The organism is Paenibacillus phytorum (assembly GCF_013141715.1).
GTDB lineage: Bacteria > Bacillota > Bacilli > Paenibacillales > NBRC-103111 > Paenibacillus_E > Paenibacillus_E phytorum.
In genome coordinates this window covers 1-19,031 of record NZ_WHOA01000072.1, presented here as the reverse complement: position 1 = coordinate 19,031, position 19,031 = coordinate 1, and the positions used below count along the sequence as shown (strand labels likewise).

Genomic DNA, 19,031 nt, shown 5'->3' with positions numbered 1-19,031 from the left:
CTCCTTGTTTCAAGTCTTTTCATTGTAACATGATCTTGGATAAATACGGAAATAACATCACCTTTACAAAATCTTCATATACTAAAAAAGGGGATTCTGCATTGTCGGTGTAGAGCACGCATAGTACAATGAAGATAAATGGCACAGATAGAAAACAGAAGAAAATATAAGTGGAGGCTTTATGAGCATTGCGCGCGAACCTGATTTGAAAGAAGTTAAAGAGCTCAAAGAAGTCAAGGAAGTCAAAGAGATTTCGACCAAGTACTTAAACCGGGATTTAAGCTGGATCGAGTTCAATTGGCGTGTTCTGGAGGAAGCTCAAGATGCGAGCACACCGCTGCTTGAGCGTGTGAAATTTCTGTCCATCGTATCCAGCAATCTCGATGAGTTCATGAGTGTTCGTGTCGCAGGACTGAAGGATCAAATCAAGGCTGGGTATACGAAGAAAGACTTCACAGGCTACACCCCTGCCGGCCTGATTAAACGAATTATGAAGCGTACTGCCAAAATGGTAACAGAACAGTACAAAACGTATCGTGAAGTAACGAGACTGCTAACCAAAGAAGGCATTGTGTTTACGGAATTTGAAGATTTGAATACGACACAAAAAAAAGCCATGGATGCTTATTATCATGATATTATTTTTCCTGTATTAACGCCGATGGCTGTGGATCAAAGTCGTCCATTTCCACTTGTACATAATCAATCCGTCTATTTAGCCGTCTTACTTGTGCGAGAAGGGGATGATCCGGATGATGAGCCTTATTTTGCCATCGTTCAAGTACCGAGCAATTTATCCCGTTATATTCCCGTGCCAACACGGCCAAATAGTAAAAAAACAGAATTTATTCTTATTGAGGAATTGATCGAGCATCATATAGAATCGCTTTTCAGTGGATACATTCCGATTTCCGTTCACGGGTTCAGGGTGACTCGAAACGCCGATTTAACGCTCAATGAAGAAGGGGCGGAAGATCTGCTTGAGGAGATCGAGAAGGAGCTTAGACGCAGACGCTGGGGCTCTCCTGTTCGACTCGAAGTACAAGAGGGCATTCATCCTTATGCGCTTGCACAACTTCAGGAAGAGTTCGAGATTGAAGAACAAATTTTTGAAATTGACGGACCGCTGGACATCACATATTTCATGAAGCTGGCCGGTACGCTCAATGGCTTTGAAAATCTTCGCTATCCGCGTATTGCTGCCAAATATCCCATAGAATTTGAGGATACAACTGACTTCTTCGAGGTTCTAAAGCAAAAGGATGTATTGGTACATCATCCCTATGAAACGTTCGACGCAGTAACAGACTTCATCATCCATGCTGCCTATGATCCGAAAGTACTCGCGATCAAAATGACACTGTATAGAGCGAGCGGAAACTCGCCGATTATTCAAGCGTTAGCGAGAGCCGCGGAGTCCGGGAAGCAGGTCACGGTAGTTGTGGAGCTGAAAGCCAGATTCGACGAAGAGCGAAATATTGCATGGGCAAGAATGCTTGAAAAGTCAGGCTGTCATGTGGTTTATGGACTTGTGGGGCTCAAAACGCATGCCAAGATCACACTCGTCGTGAGACAAGAAGAGCAGAATCTCCGCCGATATGTTCATGTGGGAACGGGTAATTATAACGACAGCACAGCCCGTCTTTACACAGATGTAGGGCTATTCACTGCAAATAGTGTGATTGGAGAGGATGCCTCCGCGCTTTTCAATGAGATTACTGGCTACTCCGCGCCTCATGATTGGCAGTCTTTCGCTGTGGCTCCTACGGATTTGAAGGATAAGCTATTCGAGCTTATCGAGCGTGAAGCTGAGCACGCTAGAGCGGGCAGACCTGCCCGAATTATTGCAAAAATGAACTCATTATCCAATCAAGAGATGGTAGATGCCTTGTATGCGGCTTCGCAAGCAGGTGTGAAGATTGAATTAATTATTCGCGGCGTATGCTGCTTGCGTCCAGGGGTACCTGGGATTAGCGAGAATATTACGGTTCGGAGTATTGTAGATCGTTTCTTGGAGCATTCCCGCATTTATTATTTCGAAAATGGCGGACTTGTTGATGTCTATTTATCTTCGGCCGACTGGATGACACGTAATTTGACTCGTCGTATTGAGCTGATGTGTCCGGTTCTTGATCGGGAGATGAAGAAAGTGATGATTCAAATTCTGAATGTCACCCTACATGATAACGTCAAAGCAAGAGAACTGATGCCCAACGGGATGTACAGTCGCATAAAAAATGAACTGACCCCTTATCGGAGCCAGTTCGAGGCAATGAAAATTACTTCTTGGAAAAAACTCCGGCTTGAGTCTTAAGCTTCAGCCCCCAGATTTTTTCGAAATCTTTGCTGATTGCCGCGAGTTCCTTAAGCTCCATAATTGGGTTGTGGATACATAACAGCTTGAGAGTTAGGGTCGATTCGGTTTGCGTTATTTGCAGCTCTTGCACAGGCTGTGTCTCACTATGATCCAAGGCCATTGCTAATTTAAGCAGCGTACCTAACTTTACAATTAATGCCGCGTCGGATTCCATCAATAGGTCCTTGTAAGCTAGGACTTGTTGCTGGCTCCGGTTTTTTGTTTTGTAAGTAGCAATGAAAGAGCAAATAACAATTTCTCGATGACTGAGACCGTCGATATGTGCCCCAGTCATCATGTATTGTGTATGTTTGAGGTAATGGTAATAATGGACGCTGGCTCCAATTCGATGTAAGAGGGCAGCGGTATGCAAGTATTTTTGGCTTCGATCGTCCAATTCGGGCGGAACATTGAGCGTATGATAAAGCTGCATGGCGAATTTATCTACATGAGAGACATGTTTCACAGCGGCGTTCGGATGGAGCAAAAGCAAATTATGGATACTTGCTTCAAGAACATCCTCTTTGATTGGGTGCTTAGGATCGGACGTTTCATAGAAAAGGCCATCACGAAGTCCTGATCCGCTGATAATGCACGCTGATGAACCCGCTGCTTCGAATATGGTGTCCATAATGATCAGTCCTGGAACCATAATATCTGCGCGATCTTTGGAGAGACCATCTACTTTTTTTCTTTTTTCTAATGGCATGGAGGATAACAATAGGAGGAAATCACGAAGCTCCCCAGGCTTCAGCGTGTAATTGTGGGCAAGCTGAAGCGAGTATTTACTGCGTTTTTGGCTTATTTTCCCTAGGGTTCGAATCGTTCCGCCTAGACCAATCATAGGTAGATTGGGAGAACTGGCAATCCAAGGATGAGCCAAAATCGCATCTTCAACCATCCGACGAATATCACCCATTTCCTGCTCGGTCAGATTCCCATTTTTCATAAATTGGCGTGTGGTGTTCACCGCACCGAATGGAAAGGAAACGCTGTGCAGCAATTTCCGGTTACGAAGCAATGTGACTTCCGTGCTCCCTCCGCCAATATCAATGATCAAGCCGTCCCGAATATCGATAGTATTGATTACGCCTAAATAGCCATATCGAGCTTCCTCTGTCCCGCTCAGTACTTCAATATGAAGTCCGGTCTGTTCCTGGAGAATTCGCACAATTTCAGCTGAATTGGCCGCGTTACGTATGGCTGCTGTTGCTACGGCCCTTATTGTCTGAACTTCATGAACTTTGCATAGCAGAGCGTAGTGAGATAGAATTGGGACTATAGAAATAATGTCTTTGCTATGTAAAATGCCATCGGAAGCGATTCGTTCACTGAGTCTAGCGGAATCCTTATGCTCACTGACTACACGGTATGCCCCATGGGCATTAATTTCGTAGATAACAAGTCGAATCGAGTTAGATCCGATATCAATGATGCCGATACTTGCGCTGCTGCTCATGTATTTGCTCCTTCTTCAGAGAAAAATCACTATTACTTTGCCTACATTGTATCAATCTCAACACGACTCGACAAACTTTTCCTCCTGGGTTGCATAAATCGGGGAAATTAACAAAAACTTGTATCGTGTGTTTTGAAGAGATTGTTCAAAAAAACAGTGACGATTTCCGCCAAAAAGATTCTTTATGATAGTGATAATGAAGTTTTATGTCTGCTTTTGTTCACTTATTAAACAAAATACTTTATTATTAAGTTAGGAAAAAAGCAATTTTTTGCTAATAGAGTAGCTAAGGAGAGATTCCCATGTCTGCAACCAAAGGTTTAGAAGGAATTGTAGCCACGACCTCGTCGATCAGCTCCATTGTAGATGGTGTGCTAACGTATCGCGGGATTGATATTGATGACCTCGCAGAAAATGCGACATTTGAAGAAGTTATTTATTTGCTTTGGTTCGGTAAATTGCCTAACCAAACTGAGCTTGAGAAACTGCAAAGCGACCTGAACGCTTACAGCAAGGTGCCTGATGCGGTTATCAACCAGATCAAAGCATTCCCTAAAGATGTTAATTCCATGGCTGCTCTTCGTACAGCAGTATCGGCTCTTGCACTTTATGATGAAGAAGCGAACGATTTGAGCCCTGAATCCAATGTGCGTAAAGCGATCAAGCTGCAAGCACAAATTCCTGGCATTATCGCAGCTTTCGCTCGTATCCGTGAAGGTAAAGACCCTTTAGCTTCCCCAGGATATGCTTCTGTTGCTGCTAACTTCTTGTACCAACTAACAGGTAACGAGCCAGATAAAATCGCTATCGAAGCTTTGGACAAAGCATTAGTTTTACACGCTGACCATGAGCTGAATGCTTCCACATTCGCTGCGCGTGTTACTGTTGCTACATTAACAGACATCTACTCCGGTATTACTTCAGCGATCGGCACGCTCAAAGGACCTCTTCACGGCGGTGCGAACGAAGCTGTTATGGCGATGCTGGAAGAGATCGGTACTGTAGAGAACGTTGTTCCTTACATCAACGATAAATTAGAGCGCAAAGACAAAATCATGGGCTTTGGACACCGTGTTTACAAAAACGGAGATCCGCGTGCGAAGCACTTGCAAAAAATGTCCTATGAGCTTGGTAAACTAACTGGCAACCTTAAATGGTACGAAATGTCCATTAAAGCAGACGAGTTGGTCACCAGCCTCAAAGGCTTGAAACCAAACGTTGATTTCTACTCAGCTTCCGTTTACACAACGTTGGAAATCCCACGTGACCTGTTCACGCCGATCTTCGCGATCAGCCGCACATCCGGTTGGGCTGCCCACATCTTGGAGCAGTACGAAAACAACCGTTTGATCCGCCCTCGCGCTGAGTACACGGGTCCGGTTAACCAAAAATACATTCCAATTAGCGCTCGCTAATTGTCATTTTAACTCCATGTGCGGGCAGTTCGGTACCCGTCCTCGGCTCACCTCGGGGGAGTACCGCAACTCCCGTCACTTTTTGTGTGTTTACCTACTTACTTCTACGGTGACGAGTTATCATTTTTGTTAATGCTTCTCGCCTTGATACTAAAGTAGCTAAGTGGAGTGCTTGGCAGTGCCTGGAGAAACGTAAGTGCCCGCCTTTAGAATCCTGCCCATACCATAAAATCAATTCAATTGGACAGGATGATAACAGCGGTCGGAAGGCATTGCCAAAAGCACGCAACATAACGCACCATGTAACTCATTCGATATACACTTTACACAAATCTAAGGAGGAACTATCATGCCACAATTCGAATCCTACGAACTACCAAAAGAAGGTCAAAAAATCACCATCGAGAATGGTGTTCTGCAAGTACCTAACAACCCAATCATCCCTTACATCGAAGGTGACGGTACAGGTCCTGATATCTGGGCTGCTTCCGTGCGCGTTCTAGATGCTGCAGTTGAGAAAGCATACAAAGGCGAGAAAAAAATCGCTTGGTACGAAGTTTTTGCCGGCGAGAAAGCTTTTAACAAATACAACAACTGGTTACCTAACGATACATTAACAGCTATGCGCGAATACATCGTGTCCATCAAAGGACCTCTTACAACGCCAATCGGCGGCGGTATTCGTTCCCTGAACGTTGCACTTCGTCAAGAATTAGATCTTTACGTATGTTCCCGTCCAGTTCGTTACTTCAATGGTGTTCCATCCCCAGTTAAACGTCCTGAGCTAGTTGACATGGTTATTTTCCGTGAAAATACAGAAGATATCTACGCTGGTATTGAGTGGGAAGCTGGTTCCGACGCAGTTAAGAAAGTTATTAAATTCCTTCAAGACGAAATGGGCGTTAACAAAATTCGCTTCCCAGAAACTTCAGGAATCGGCGTTAAGCCAGTATCCTCCGAAGGTACTGAGCGTTTGGTACGCGCTGCAATCGAGTACGCGATCAAACATGGCCGTAAAACGCTAACTTTGGTACACAAAGGTAACATCATGAAGTTCACAGAAGGCGCGTTCAAAAACTGGGGTTATGAGCTTGCTGAGCGTGAATATGCGGACAAAACATTTACATGGGCACAATACGATCGTATCAAAGAAGCAGAAGGCGCTGAAGCAGCTAATAAAGCTCAAAAAGACGCTGAAGCAGCTGGCAAAATCATCGTAAAAGATGCTATTGCTGACATCGCTTTGCAACAAGTATTGACTCGTCCTACTGACTTCGACGTTATCGCAACATTGAATTTGAACGGTGACTACCTGTCTGATGCACTTGCTGCACAAGTTGGCGGTATCGGTATCGCTCCTGGAGCAAACATCAACTACTTGACTGGTCATGCAATCTTCGAAGCTACGCATGGTACAGCTCCTAAATATGCTGGTCTTGACGTAGTTAACCCAGGTTCCGTAATCCTATCTGGCGTTATGCTGCTTGAGCACCTTGGCTGGTTGGAAGCGGCTGACTTGATCTACAAAGGTTTGGAAACATCCATCAATAACAAAACCGTAACTTATGACTTTGCTCGTTTGATGGAAGGCGCGAAAGAAATCAAATGTTCCGAGTTCGCGAACGAAATCATCAAAAACATGGCTTAGTTCTTTTGAGAAAAGTTGATCTACTAAAAACTATTAGGAGGTACATCTCAAATGGCAATTCGTCGTAATAAGATTACTGTCGTCGGTGCTGGCTTCACGGGTGCAACAACTGCTCTTATGTTAGCTCAAAAAGAACTTGGTGACGTTGTTCTTCTCGACATCCCACAATTGGAAAACCCTACAAAAGGGAAAGCGCTCGACATGCTCGAAGCTGGTCCAGTTCAAGGATACGATAGCCAAATCACAGGTACTTCTAACTATGCGGATGCTGCTGGTTCCGATATCGTCATCATCACAGCCGGTATCGCTCGTAAACCGGGTATGAGCCGCGATGATTTGGTTAACACGAATGCAGGAATCGTGAAATCCGTTTGTGAGAACGTGAGAGAAGTAGCTCCTGATTCCATCGTTATCATCTTAAGTAACCCTGTTGATGCGATGACTTACGTAGCATTCCAAGCACTTGGTTTCCCGAAAAACCGCGTAATCGGTCAATCCGGCGTACTCGATACAGCTCGTTACCTGACGTTCATCTCCCAAGAGTTGAATGTATCCGTTGAGGATGTTAAAGGTGTTGTTATCGGTGGACACGGCGATGACATGGTTCCACTCGTTCGTTACACATACGCTGGCGGCGTGCCAATTGAGAAGCTGATCCCAGCTGACCGTATTGAAGCGATCGTTCAACGTACACGTACTGGCGGCGGCGAAATCGTTAACCTACTTGGTAACGGTAGTGCATACTACGCACCAGCGGCTTCCCTTGTGCAAATGACAGAAGCAATCCTTAAAGATAAAAAACGTATCATCCCAACGATCGCTCTACTTGAAGGCGAATATGGCTACGACAACCTGTTCATGGGCGTTCTAACTGTACTTGGTGCTAACGGTATCGAGAAAATTCTTGATATCGAGCTTACTGACGAAGAGAAAACAGCTTTAGACAAAACAGCAAACTCTGTGCGCAACGTAATCAAAGTTGTAACAGGTTAATACGTTTTTAGATGAAGGATCAACTACCTATGTGAATAGGTGGTTGGTTCTTTTTTTTGTTCATTTTATTGTGGCGATGCACAATTTTTTGTTAGTTTTGTAAATTGATTTCCAACTACTATTCCCAGTTAATGGTCTATGCTACGATAGGCTTAGGCCAGCATAAGTGGCTAAAAAATCCATGGGATGGTGGGATTTGATGTTGAAGAAAAGCTTGCTAGGAACAAGAAACTGGAGAAGACTCTGTTTAACCGCAGCATTATCCGTATCATTGTTAGGTATTGTTCCACAAGCTTATGCAGAAGGTCCTAATGACCCCGCGCCATCGATAACGCCAACAACGGCGAATGGCAAGAAGGTGCTGTTTGATAATACGCACGGTCAAACGGCAGGTGCGGCTGATTGGGTGATTGACGGCGGTTTCTCTGATTTTGCTAACGCATTAGGAAATGCAGGCTATTTTGTAAAAGAACTGCGTAAGAGTACTGCTATTACACTCTCCGATTTATCAGCGTATGATGTGTTCGTAATTGGTGAGGCTAACATTCCATACAAGACATCTGAGCAAAGCGCCATGCTGCAGTATGTGCAAGGCGGCGGCAGCATCTTCTTCATTGGCGATCATTACAATGCAGATCGTAATAAAAATCGTTGGGACGCTTCGGAAGTATTCAATGGCTTTCGCCGCGGCGCGTGGACCAATCCAGCTGCAGGTATGAGTACAGCAGAGGCAGCTTCGGCAGCGATGCAGGGTGTTGCAAGCTCTGATTGGTTGTCGGCCAATTTTGGTGTGAAGTTCCGTTATAATGCATTAGGTGATATTACAGCGAATAATATCGTGAGCCCATCTCAGGCTTTTAACATAACGAGTGGTGTCTCCACGGTTGCTATGCATGCAGGCTCGACTTTAGCGGTTACAGATCCGAACAAAGCCAAAGGTATTGTTTACCTGCCAGCGACGACGACCAAATGGGCTAGTGCTGTGGATCAAGGGGTATACAACGACGGAGGTGTAGCAGAAGGTCCTTATGTTGCTGTTTCCAAAGTGAGTGCAGGCAAAGCCGGATTCATTGGCGATTCCTCGCCAGTTGAAGATGCGACGCCAAAATATAAGAGGGAAGAGACAGGCGGTACGAAAACTACGTATGCGGGATTCCAAGAGCAGAATGACGCTTCTCTTTTAGTAAATATGGTGAACTGGTTGGCAACCAAAGAAAGTTATACAAGTTTAACGCAAGTGCCAGGCCTTACATTGGATTCAGCAACTACACTCTATTCATGGGAGCAGCCGGCTAATACAACAGAGCCGCAGGCCGAGCCTTGGGCAGCACCTGCAGCTGGTTATAAGTGGTGGGATCCTTCAACATTTAAAGTAGGATCTTACGGATATAGTACCGCCACGAATACGACAGATCCGTTTGCTTTTGTCCATCAAGCGCAATTGCCAAATCAGGCCGTTTTTCAAGTGAAGATTATTCTGAATGGCCTAACAGCAAATTCAACTACAACCGGCTATAATCTTGGTATTTATAATGGTTCAGGTACCCAGGTCGCTAAGGTTCAAAATAGCAATGGCACATGGCCTTCCACCTATGGTTACAGCACAAGCTTCTCACTAACAGCTGACGCAAGCGGTCATGCGGAGAAGATTGTGAGCATTCAAATTAATCCAAGTATCTCCGGTTCTGCTAATATGCGATTGAGACAGAACACGACAGCCAAATTTACAGAGGCCGTTACGATCGCAAACGTTCCAGCTGAGCCACTGCCTTAAATTGTTAAGATGATAGGCAATCTGCTTGAATCAATAGGAAGTGAAAATAACCCTGCGGGCTCATTATCAGGATGAGTTCGTTGGGTTGTTTTTCTTTCATGACATCGAATACATAAAATTAGTCACAGTTATGTGTAGATATAGTGAAATAGCTGTATTCATGGGATCGCTTTCTTGTCGAGACTGTTCCAGTTCGGTTATACTTAAGAAAACCATTACATAAAATTGCGGAGGTTGTCCAAATGTATCCAGTTATGATTTTTTTACATGTCGTTAGTGCTTTATTGCTTGGTGCGTATGTCACGTTCCCATTCTTATTAGGGCGAGCTGCAACTTTGTCTGGAGCTGCCCAAGAGAGCTTTGTCGGCGTGATAGCTAAGATCAATCGTATCGGCCAATTTTCACTGATTGTAACCTTCCTTACAGGTGGCGCAATGATCAGTCAAGTTGATCCGAAGCCGTCCGTCCTATGGATGATTTCTTCCATTGTTCTTCTTCTAATTGTAGGAGCAATCACGGGGATGATTGGTGGTAGAATCAAAAAGCTGATTGCGAATAGCAAAGCAGGTAAAAGCACAGCTACTGATGCCGCCAAAATTAAAACATTCAGCTGGATCGCAGCTATCGCTGTTATCGTGGCTGTACTGATTATGACGAATCCACAGCTGCTGTCGTAATTATTGGAAATTGAAAGAGCATGCTCATCATTGATGATGGCATGCTCTTTTTTTACGTCGATTCATCCAATGTGATTTCATCTAATGTTTTCTCAAATGATGCACTCATATGCTCGAGGAAATAATCAACCTCAGGCATGTTCATTTTCTGTAAGCTTTCCAAAACTTGCTGCTTCGCGACGACGAATTCACGATTGCCGGTAGAGAGTTCAGTTAAGCATTTGATATAAGCTTCGAGCAAGTCGGCGGCTTTCACCCAACGGTAGAGCTCAGGGTCAGGATCTTGAATTAAGTTACGGTAGATGCCACTGATTTCAGGTGGAATAGTTTGAATAAGTCGTTCAACTGCGACATCCTCGATCTCACGGAAGTTCCGCAATATTTGCTCATTGTTATGCTTCACAGGTTGGGGGATATCCCCCGTTAGTACTTCGGAAGCGTCGTGGAACAATGCGATGGATACCACGCGATCCGTTGGCACATTGCGTCCATATACTTCGTTGGCAATGGTGCATAACATGTGCGCAATCGTCGAGACATAGAAAGAATGTTCCGCTACGTTTTCTCTGCGCATGTTCCACATGAGACTCCAGCGATCAATATATTTAAGTCGGTATAAGTAAGCGAAAAAGTGATGATTCATCGGGTTAACTCCTCTTTGTTCTAATCATTGAAAGCAAATAAAACGGCTTATTTGACGCTCGGCGGCACCCTCACTGCCACCTTCCCGGTGGCCGGGGTGTAGACGAACGGTTGCCCGATCAGCGCGCCAAGATCATCAAGCGCGATCGTGACCAGCCCGTGCTCGCGCAGCACGGGCTGCCGCAGCGTGACGCGCGCGTTTCCGCGCGTCGCTGCCTTCGCATTCACCTGCAGGGTGAATGCCTCTTGCCCGAGGCGGAGGCTAAGCACTCCGCCTTCCACACTTGCGCTGCCGCCGAGCTGCGCTGCGGCAGCTGCCGCGTCCACGCGCAGCGGAGCGCTGCCCGGCTGCGCCAAGACCCGGCGCTGGATCGAGCGGTGCAGCAGCTCCGGCGTGATGCCGGGGCTGCCCGCGTTGATCCGCGGGATCAACAGGTGATCGGCGCTTCGCGTCGCCATCTCCGGCGAAATCGTGAAGGCGTAGCGGATGCCCGTCTTCGCAACTTGCTCTGTCGCCGCCGGCGACGTAATGCCGAATGGGTACGCCAACGTGTCGAGCGGCGCATCCGTTAAGCCTGCGAGCTTGCCGATGCAAGCTTGCGTATCTTTGTAAATGCGCTGTTTATAAGCATCATCGCTCTCCGCATCCAATCTTCCTACCAGCGCTGCTTCACCACCTGGAAGCTTATGGTGAAGATTGTTGGTATGGCAGCCAATATCGATGAAGTTCGTGTCATGCGTCATCTCACTGATTTGTTCCTTCGACATGGAAGGGATGTAGGACCCCAGCGGATTCGTTAAGTCATTGGTAATAACGAAGTTCACAGCGGGAATTCGCAAGCTTTTCAAAATCGGATAGGCCGCTGTGTAAAAGCTTTGATAGCCATCATCGAACGTAACCAGCACGGCATTGGATGGAACGGTAGCGCCTTCCATGTACTGTTTGAATTCTTCTAAGGAAATAAAATGATAGCCTTTGCTAAGTAGCGATTGAAGCTGATTTTGAAAAAGCGAGCTTGTAATTGTGCTGGAGCTGGTGTCCTTTTCATGCACATGATGATACATAAGAACGGCAACTTGGTCCTGGTAGTAAATATCCCCTGAGCGCTTGGCCTGCAGCGGCGTAAGCAAAAGGGTGAGCCCAATCAGGCAAACTAGAATCGAAATAGCGATTCTTTTGTACATGTCAGTGAATCTCCTTGTTTTCCTCACAAGAACCGTCGAACTCTTCATGGGAGGTATGTTATAATAGTTTGTAATTATTATTATGTGTGTATTTGAGAGAGGAGCCAGACCTAGTCATGCAGCATTTTTATCAAAGCGTCTACGATTTGATTGTCGAAACTTCCACAAACCTTCCCGGTGATGTGCGCCGTGCGGTACAAGCCGCCGGGGAAAATGAGGACAAAGGCACGCGTTCTGCGTTATCTCTATCTCGCATTGCGGATAACATCCATATGGCGGAATGCAATGTATCCCCAATTTGTCAGGATACGGGTATGCCAACGTTTATTATACACTGTCCTGTTGGGGCAAACCAAATTATCATGAAGAAGCAAATATTAGAAGCGGTTGCTAATGCAACCAAAGCCAGTAAGCTGCGCACGAACTCCGTAGACTCCCTTACAGGTGCAAACAGCGGAGATAATCTTGGTCCTGGTACACCGGTTGTTCATTTCGAGCAATGGGAACGTGACGATATCGAAGTGAAGTTGATTCTAAAAGGCGGCGGCTGTGAGAACAAAAATATTCAATACAGCTTGCCTGCTGATCTTGAAGGTGTAGGCAAAGCAGGACGAGATCTTGACGGCATTCGCAAATGTGTGATGCATGCGGTTTACCAAGCGCAAGGTCAAGGATGCAGCGCGGGTTTCATCGGCGTAGGTATTGGAGGCGACCGTACAAGCGGGTACGAGTTGGCTAAGCACCAATTATTCCGTCATGTTGACGATGTGAATCCACATCCGGAGCTACGCAAGGTTGAAGAGTACGTCATGGAGCATGCCAATACGCTTGGTATTGGAACAATGGGCTTCGGCGGTCAAGTGACATTACTTGGCTGTAAAGTTGGCGTAATGAACCGTTTGCCAGCAAGCTTCTTCGTTTCTGTTGCGTACAACTGTTGGGCGTTCCGTCGTCAAGGCGTCGTCTTGAATGCAGAAACCGGCGAAATCAATGGCTGGTCCTATCCAAGAGGGACAGAGGTTTCTTTCCAAGAGGCTTTCGAAGCGAGTGCAGAAGAAGCTAAAAATACGCCAAAAGAAGAGCGTCGTGAGATCGTATTGACAACGCCAATATCGGAAGAGCAAATCCGCGGCCTCAAAGTCGGTGATGTCGTAGTCATCAATGGTACTATGCACACAGGACGCGATGCGCTGCATAAATATTTGATGGATCATGATGCTCCGGTAGATCTGAATGGGGCTGCGATTTATCATTGCGGACCGGTGATGAGTAAGGATGAGGCTGGCGAATGGCACGTTAAAGCGGCTGGACCGACGACAAGCATTCGCGAGGAGCCTTACCAAGGTGATATTATCAAGAAATTCGGTATTCGCGCAGTCATCGGTAAAGGCGGAATGGGACCGAAAACGTTAGCAGCTTTGAAAGAACACGGCGGTGTCTATTTGAACGCTATCGGTGGTGCTGCTCAATACTACGCGCAGTGCTTTAAAAAGGTTGAAGGCGTTGACTACATGGAATTCGGAATTCCAGAAGCAATGTGGCACTTAGAAACAGAAGGATTCGCTGCTATCGTAACGATGGATTCACACGGTAATAGCCTGCATGCTGACGTAGAGAAGAATTCACTTGAGAAGCTGGCAGCTCTGAAAGAACCTGTTTTCAAATAATTTTCTAAGCATGCACTTCACTTTCATCTTTACAAAAAAAATACTGGATTAGGCACGGAAGAAAGGGTTACTATGTAGAGTAGCTCTTTTCTTTTTGTTTTTCACCCATGAAATGGACAGACTGAACCATCGGAGGCTAGTATCAGATGACCAAATTCCGTGCCAAACTAACTTTTATTATGATTTTATTGATTGGTTGTTCAATGCTGATTGCGGGCATTTTCATGGCAAAGGTGCTTGAGAATTCTCACATAGTGTCTTTAAAGGACAATATGGAACGCGAGCTCCATGTCATTACGGCAACTGGAGATTGGAACCGAAAAGGTACTGATGCAGAGTTGATTTCTTACTATTCTGAACAAGCCAAACGACTTAAAGAAGCAACGAATGAAAGATTGACATATGTTCGAGCGGACGGAAAAGTACTAGGTGACTCCGATCAAAGACCCGAACAAATGGACAATCACTTGAATCGACCGGAGATTGCATCGGCTGCTGCGAATGGAATCGGCTACATTACGCGTTACAGCGATACGTTGAAGGAAAATATGCTGTATGCCGCTATTCCAGTGAAGAATGAAGCGCAGGAGACAACAGGGTTTTTACGTATTTCCATGAGCTTGGAACAGGTAGGGAATTCGATCCGCAGCTTATGGTATTTCCTGATTTCTGGGTTGATCATTTTGTTCCTGATCGCAGGAATCGTTAGTTATCGGATTGCCAAAGGGATTACTCACCCCATTGAGAAGATGACGAAAGTAGCCCAACAAATTACGAATTTGAACTACCAATCACGCGTTCCGGCTTACAGTAATGATGAGGTTGGACAGCTGGGTCAGGCGATTAATCGCATGTCCGAAAGTTTGCAGCAGCAAATGGCAAGGATTCAGGAAAATGAACGCAGGCTTCAGGGCGTTATGGAAAATATGATGAGCGGAATTATGATGATTGACCGTGAAGAGCGGATTATGCTGTTAAATCCTGCTGCGGAATACATTTTAGGTTTCTCCTCACAGGAGCTTCTAGGGAAGAAATATAATGAAGCCAAACAGCAATATGAGTTTACAAAGTTGATACAAGAATGCATTGAGACACAAGATCCAATTCGCGACGAGATGGTTTTCTATTATCCGGCAGAGCGAATCCTCGATATTCATTTGAGTCCAATTGCCCATGAAGATGAGGAATGGTCAGGTGTTCTTATCGTTATTCACGATATTACGGCAGTACGCAGACTTGAGCGGATGCGCAGTGAATTCGTCGCGAATGTCTCGCATGAATTAAAGACGCCAATTGCCGCGGTGAAAGGCTTTGCCGAAACGCTGCTGGCCGGTGCCCTTAACGATAAGGAAACAGCGGTGTCGTTCTTACAAATCATTTTTGATGAGAGTGAGCGGTTGAATCGATTGATTGGGGACATTCTGGAGTTATCCAAAATTGAATCGAAGCGAATTCCGATGAATTTCTCACCGATCTATTTACCTGAATTTCTTGAGAAATCATTAAGTGTGCTTAGAAAAGAAGCGGAGAAAAAGCATATTGAGCTGAATATACAGGTAGATGACGATATTTATATCGAGGCGGATGAAGATCGGTTACGTCAAATTATGATTAATCTGCTTTCCAATGGTATTGCATACACACAAGATGGCGGTAAAGTAAAAGTGCGTGTAGAACCGCTGGATATGAATGCTGATGGAGATTATGAACGGCTGCGGTTAATTGTTTCGGATACGGGCATGGGCATACCTAAGAAGGATTTACCTCGAATTTTCGAGAGATTCTATCGCGTAGACAAAGCGCGCTCCAGAAGCTCAGGCGGAACAGGATTAGGACTATCAATCGTGAAGCATTTAGTTGAGCTGCATAAAGGAACGATTCGGGTCGATAGTGAGGTTGGCGTCGGAACGAGGTTCACGATTGAATTGCCTGTCATACACTAATTTACACAGCGATGATGAAACATTTACATTGTTTTTACAAACTTGTGGTAAAATGAGGTTGTGCAATGTAAATAAACTGTAAACGCGGGGGATCCCATGGCACAAAAAATACTAGTTATTGAAGATGAGCCAACTCTAGCTCGATTGCTATCGTATAACCTATCTCAGGACGGGTATGATACGAAGGTTGTCGATCATGGTGGCGATGGGCTTCAAGAGGCGTTGCAGCAGACTTACGACTTAATTATTCTGGATATTATGCTGCCTGGACTGAATGGATTCGAGGTATTGGCGAAGCTAAGGCAGAAAGGTAACAGCACACCTGTTATTATTTTAACGGCACGCAATGCCGAGGATGAAGTGGTGCAAGGTCTTAAGCACGGTGCTGATGATTATATAACGAAGCCCTTTGGGGTGGCGGAATTGCTTGCCCGCGTCTCTGCCGTTCTGCGAAGAACACAATCGGAGGACGCGGCAGCGGACAAACTTAAGAGCAACGAGAAAGTGATTCAGGCGGGTGAATTGTTCATTTATCCGGAGAAATATGAAGTCGTTCTGAATGGGGATTCCATTCCGTTAAGACCGAAGGAGTTTGAGGTCCTGCTGTATCTCGTGCAGCGCCCGGGCGTCGTCGTAACAAGGGACGATCTTATGAATATCGTTTGGGGATTCGACTATATTGGCGGCCAAAGAACCGTAGATGTTCATGTGAGCTCGCTTCGTAAGAAGCTGGAAATGAATCAACAGTCTGTTCAAATCGATTCAATCCGTGGCGTTGGCTACAAGTTAGTAGCAAATATGGTCAAAAAATAATGAGCCTTGGGTGCTGGATAACAGCGGCCCAGGCTCATTTTTGTGCGTAAACAACGTAAATGTTGTTCCCCAATGGCTCCGATTTAACTTGGCTTGTATGAGAGAGTAACCATTCTGTTATATGGGTGTGCGTCATGTAGAGGTCGACCTGCTCATGCATCATAGGCAGCTTGGTTGCCTTTGACGAGATGAGGTTGGCTAGAAATGCATCTGCCTCACTTCGGTCTTGCATCATATAATCGGCTAAGCATACGACTCCGCCCGGCTTCAATACCCGCAGCATTTCACCCCAGGCGAGCTCCCTTTGCGCTTCTGTCAGATGATGAAGGGCAAACGAACTGACAACATAATCAAACGTTCCATCCATGAAAGGTATCGCCAGTACATTGCCGAGCTTGAGTTCGATGTTAGCATATTTAGCTGCGCAAAACTTGAGCATTTGCTTGGATTGGTCGATGGCGGACATGGTTAGGCCGATTTGCTGCAGCTTGCCGGCTAAGTTGCCGGTGCCTGTTCCTACATCAAGCCCCTTAAGGCCATGAGCAGGAGAGATAAGCTGGGCGATTTTGTCTAAAGCTGCTTCGTAGCTTGTATATACGGGAGGGCTGCTTCTATCGATGTCTTTCAGCGGGCCGTTTTCTGTGATATCTACAAATGAAGAAGCAGGCTGCAGCAGCTCATCAAACTGTTGGGCCTTTCGATCGAAATCCCAATGGTCGCGCCAGCTTCCCCTTAGGTCACGCAGCTCCTTGCTTTGCTGGGCTAACTCGTAAAGCAATTCAGTCGGCAGTATGCTGCTTCCTTGAGCGGCTTGGATCATCTGATCCATTGTACTGATGATTTGTTTCATTTCTGTCCACTGTTGAAACAACATCGAACGCTGCATCTGTAGGGCGCTCAGCACTTCCTCTTGTTGATTTACATCGGTTTGGGTTAAGGTTTGGCGAATATCTTCAAGTGTCATTCCGACTTCCCGTAAAGAGATAATAGTTTGTAATCTCCACGCATCTTGTTCCGTGTAGGTTCGATAGCCATTCTCTTTCTGCTTCGCTGGCTTTAACAGTCCTTTCTGCTCATAGAAGCGAATGGCTCTAGCTGTGATGCCAAGTTTGCGGGAAATTTCGTTAATAAGCATGTATGGTCCTCCATCATGGCACAATTGCATACAATTTTCGCCAGATCAGAAATTTTATTTTTGTAGGTTTTTGTTATACTCTTATATAGTACTAGCTATGAGCAATTGTGAGAAGCCTAACGGTTATACATATCTAAGGCTTATATGACGAAAGAAGTTTTACTAAAGTAAAACTCTAAGGAGGATTATCATGTCAAAAACGTATCGTATAGCAATTATTGGTTGTGGTGGTATTGCCAATGGTAAGCACATGCCAAGTTTGAACAAATTAAAGAATGTAGAAATGGTTGCTTTTTGTGACATTATTTCTGAAAAAGCGCAGGAAGCTGCTGCTAAGTACGGCAAAGAAGACGCTCGTGTTTATGAAGATTATCGCGAGGTCCTAAAAGACAGTTCCATTGACATCGTTCATGTCTGTACGCCAAATGATTCACATGCGGAAATCACGATTGCTGCATTAGAAGCAGGCAAGCACGTCATGTCAGAGAAGCCGATGGCCAAAACTGCTGCAGATGCACGCCGTATGGTGGAAGCAGCTAAGCGTACAGGTAAGAAGCTGACAGTTGGTTACAACAATCGCTTCCGCGGCGATAGCCAACATTTGCACCAGTTGTGCTCGGAAGGTGAGCTAGGTGAGATTTATTTCGCTAAGGCTCATGCGATTCGTCGCCGCGCGGTACCTACTTGGGGCGTTTTCCTTGATGAAGAGAAGCAAGGCGGAGGCCCGCTGATCGATATCGGTACGCATGCCCTTGATTTAACGATGTGGATGATGAACAACTATGAGCCGAAGGTTGTACTGGGTACTTCTTATCATAAATTATCCCAACGAGAAAATGCAGCTAATGCTTGGGGACCTTGGGATCCTTCCAAGTTCACCGTTGAGGATTCCGCATTTGGTATGATTACAATGAAAAATGGTGCTACGATTATTCTTGAATCGAGCTGGGCGCTGAATACACTTGAAGTGGATGAAGCAAAATGTACACTTAGCGGAACAGAGGGCGGCGCTGATATGAAAGGCGGTCTTCGCATTAATGGTGAGAAGCACAGCCGTTTATACACGACTGAAGTTGAATTGAATGCTGGCGGAGTAGCCTTCTACGATGGTGAAACAGAAAGTGCACCGGATTTAGAAATGCGCCTATGGATTCAAGCGATCGAGAATGATACAGATCCGGTTGTAACCCCTGAGCAAGCATGTGTCGTATCCGAAATCTTAGAAGCTATTTATGAATCAGCAAAAACAGGGAAAGCCGTTTATTTCGACTAGTTTCGACTATTTCCTGGGAAATGAAAAAAAACCCTTCTTCGATATGGTTAT

General features: G+C 45.5%; 14 protein-coding genes. 10 read left to right on the top strand and 4 right to left on the bottom strand.

Going from position 1 to position 19,031, the window contains the following annotated elements; translation table 11 throughout:
* Positions 1-181: 181 nt before the first annotated feature.
* Complete coding sequence (locus tag GC098_RS09325) at positions 182-2,314, top strand: RNA degradosome polyphosphate kinase (protein WP_171642907.1); 2,133 nt, start codon at positions 182-184, stop codon at positions 2,312-2,314.
* Here GC098_RS09325 and GC098_RS09320 read toward each other — a convergent pair.
* Positions 2,280-3,815: a Ppx/GppA phosphatase family protein gene (locus GC098_RS09320; protein ID WP_171642906.1), complete on the bottom strand. Its 1,536-nt coding sequence runs from the start codon at positions 3,813-3,815 to the stop codon at positions 2,280-2,282. The two genes, GC098_RS09325 and GC098_RS09320, sit on opposite strands and share 35 nt — an antisense overlap.
* A gap of 302 nt (positions 3,816-4,117) precedes the next feature.
* On the opposite strand from GC098_RS09320, the gene citZ reads away from it, so the two are divergent.
* The 5 genes from citZ (at position 4,118) to GC098_RS09295 (ending at position 10,322) form a co-directional block, all read left to right on the top strand.
* Complete coding sequence (citZ, locus tag GC098_RS09315; protein WP_171642905.1) at positions 4,118-5,230, top strand: citrate synthase; 1,113 nt, start codon at positions 4,118-4,120, stop codon at positions 5,228-5,230.
* Between the two features lie 349 nt (positions 5,231-5,579).
* On the top strand, positions 5,580-6,878 hold the full coding sequence (gene icd, locus GC098_RS09310) for an NADP-dependent isocitrate dehydrogenase (protein ID WP_171642904.1): 1,299 nt from the start codon (positions 5,580-5,582) through the stop codon (positions 6,876-6,878).
* Positions 6,879-6,929: 51 nt separating this feature from the next.
* The gene (gene mdh / locus GC098_RS09305; RefSeq protein WP_171642903.1) at positions 6,930-7,871 is read left to right on the top strand and encodes a malate dehydrogenase; all 942 of its coding nucleotides are present in this window, start codon (positions 6,930-6,932) and stop codon (positions 7,869-7,871) included.
* Between the two features lie 199 nt (positions 7,872-8,070).
* Positions 8,071-9,645: a DNA-binding protein gene (locus tag GC098_RS09300; RefSeq protein ID WP_171643033.1), complete on the top strand. Its 1,575-nt coding sequence runs from the start codon at positions 8,071-8,073 to the stop codon at positions 9,643-9,645.
* 242 nt (positions 9,646-9,887) lie between these two features.
* Positions 9,888-10,322 carry a hypothetical protein gene (locus GC098_RS09295; RefSeq protein WP_171642902.1) on the top strand — a complete coding sequence of 145 codons (435 nt, stop codon included), beginning with the start codon at positions 9,888-9,890 and terminating at the stop codon, positions 10,320-10,322.
* Positions 10,323-10,374: 52 nt separating this feature from the next.
* Here the strand turns inward: GC098_RS09295 and yfbR are convergent, their stop codons facing one another.
* Complete coding sequence (yfbR, locus tag GC098_RS09290; RefSeq protein ID WP_171642901.1) at positions 10,375-10,965, bottom strand: 5'-deoxynucleotidase; 591 nt, start codon at positions 10,963-10,965, stop codon at positions 10,375-10,377.
* A 47-nt stretch (positions 10,966-11,012) separates the two neighbouring features.
* Positions 11,013-12,149 (bottom strand): polysaccharide deacetylase family protein, encoded by a 1,137-nt coding sequence (locus GC098_RS09285; protein WP_171642900.1) that lies wholly within the window; start codon positions 12,147-12,149, stop codon positions 11,013-11,015.
* A 116-nt stretch (positions 12,150-12,265) separates the two neighbouring features.
* Between GC098_RS09285 and GC098_RS09280 the strand changes: the two genes are divergently transcribed.
* From GC098_RS09280 to GC098_RS09270, 3 genes are all read left to right on the top strand, one after another.
* Positions 12,266-13,816 carry a fumarate hydratase gene (locus GC098_RS09280; RefSeq protein ID WP_171642899.1) on the top strand — a complete coding sequence of 517 codons (1,551 nt, stop codon included), beginning with the start codon at positions 12,266-12,268 and terminating at the stop codon, positions 13,814-13,816.
* 146 nt (positions 13,817-13,962) lie between these two features.
* On the top strand, positions 13,963-15,759 hold the full coding sequence (gene pnpS / locus GC098_RS09275) for a two-component system histidine kinase PnpS (RefSeq protein ID WP_171642898.1): 1,797 nt from the start codon (positions 13,963-13,965) through the stop codon (positions 15,757-15,759).
* 96 nt (positions 15,760-15,855) lie between these two features.
* Positions 15,856-16,572, top strand: a complete 717-nt coding sequence (locus GC098_RS09270) for a response regulator transcription factor (RefSeq protein WP_171642897.1) — start codon at positions 15,856-15,858, stop codon at positions 16,570-16,572.
* 34 nt (positions 16,573-16,606) lie between these two features.
* Here the strand turns inward: GC098_RS09270 and GC098_RS09265 are convergent, their stop codons facing one another.
* Positions 16,607-17,707, bottom strand: a complete 1,101-nt coding sequence (locus GC098_RS09265) for a MerR family transcriptional regulator (protein WP_171642896.1) — start codon at positions 17,705-17,707, stop codon at positions 16,607-16,609.
* A 190-nt stretch (positions 17,708-17,897) separates the two neighbouring features.
* Between GC098_RS09265 and GC098_RS09260 the strand changes: the two genes are divergently transcribed.
* Positions 17,898-18,980 (top strand): Gfo/Idh/MocA family protein, encoded by a 1,083-nt coding sequence (locus tag GC098_RS09260; RefSeq protein WP_171642895.1) that lies wholly within the window; start codon positions 17,898-17,900, stop codon positions 18,978-18,980.
* The last annotated feature ends 51 nt before the right edge of the window (positions 18,981-19,031 follow it).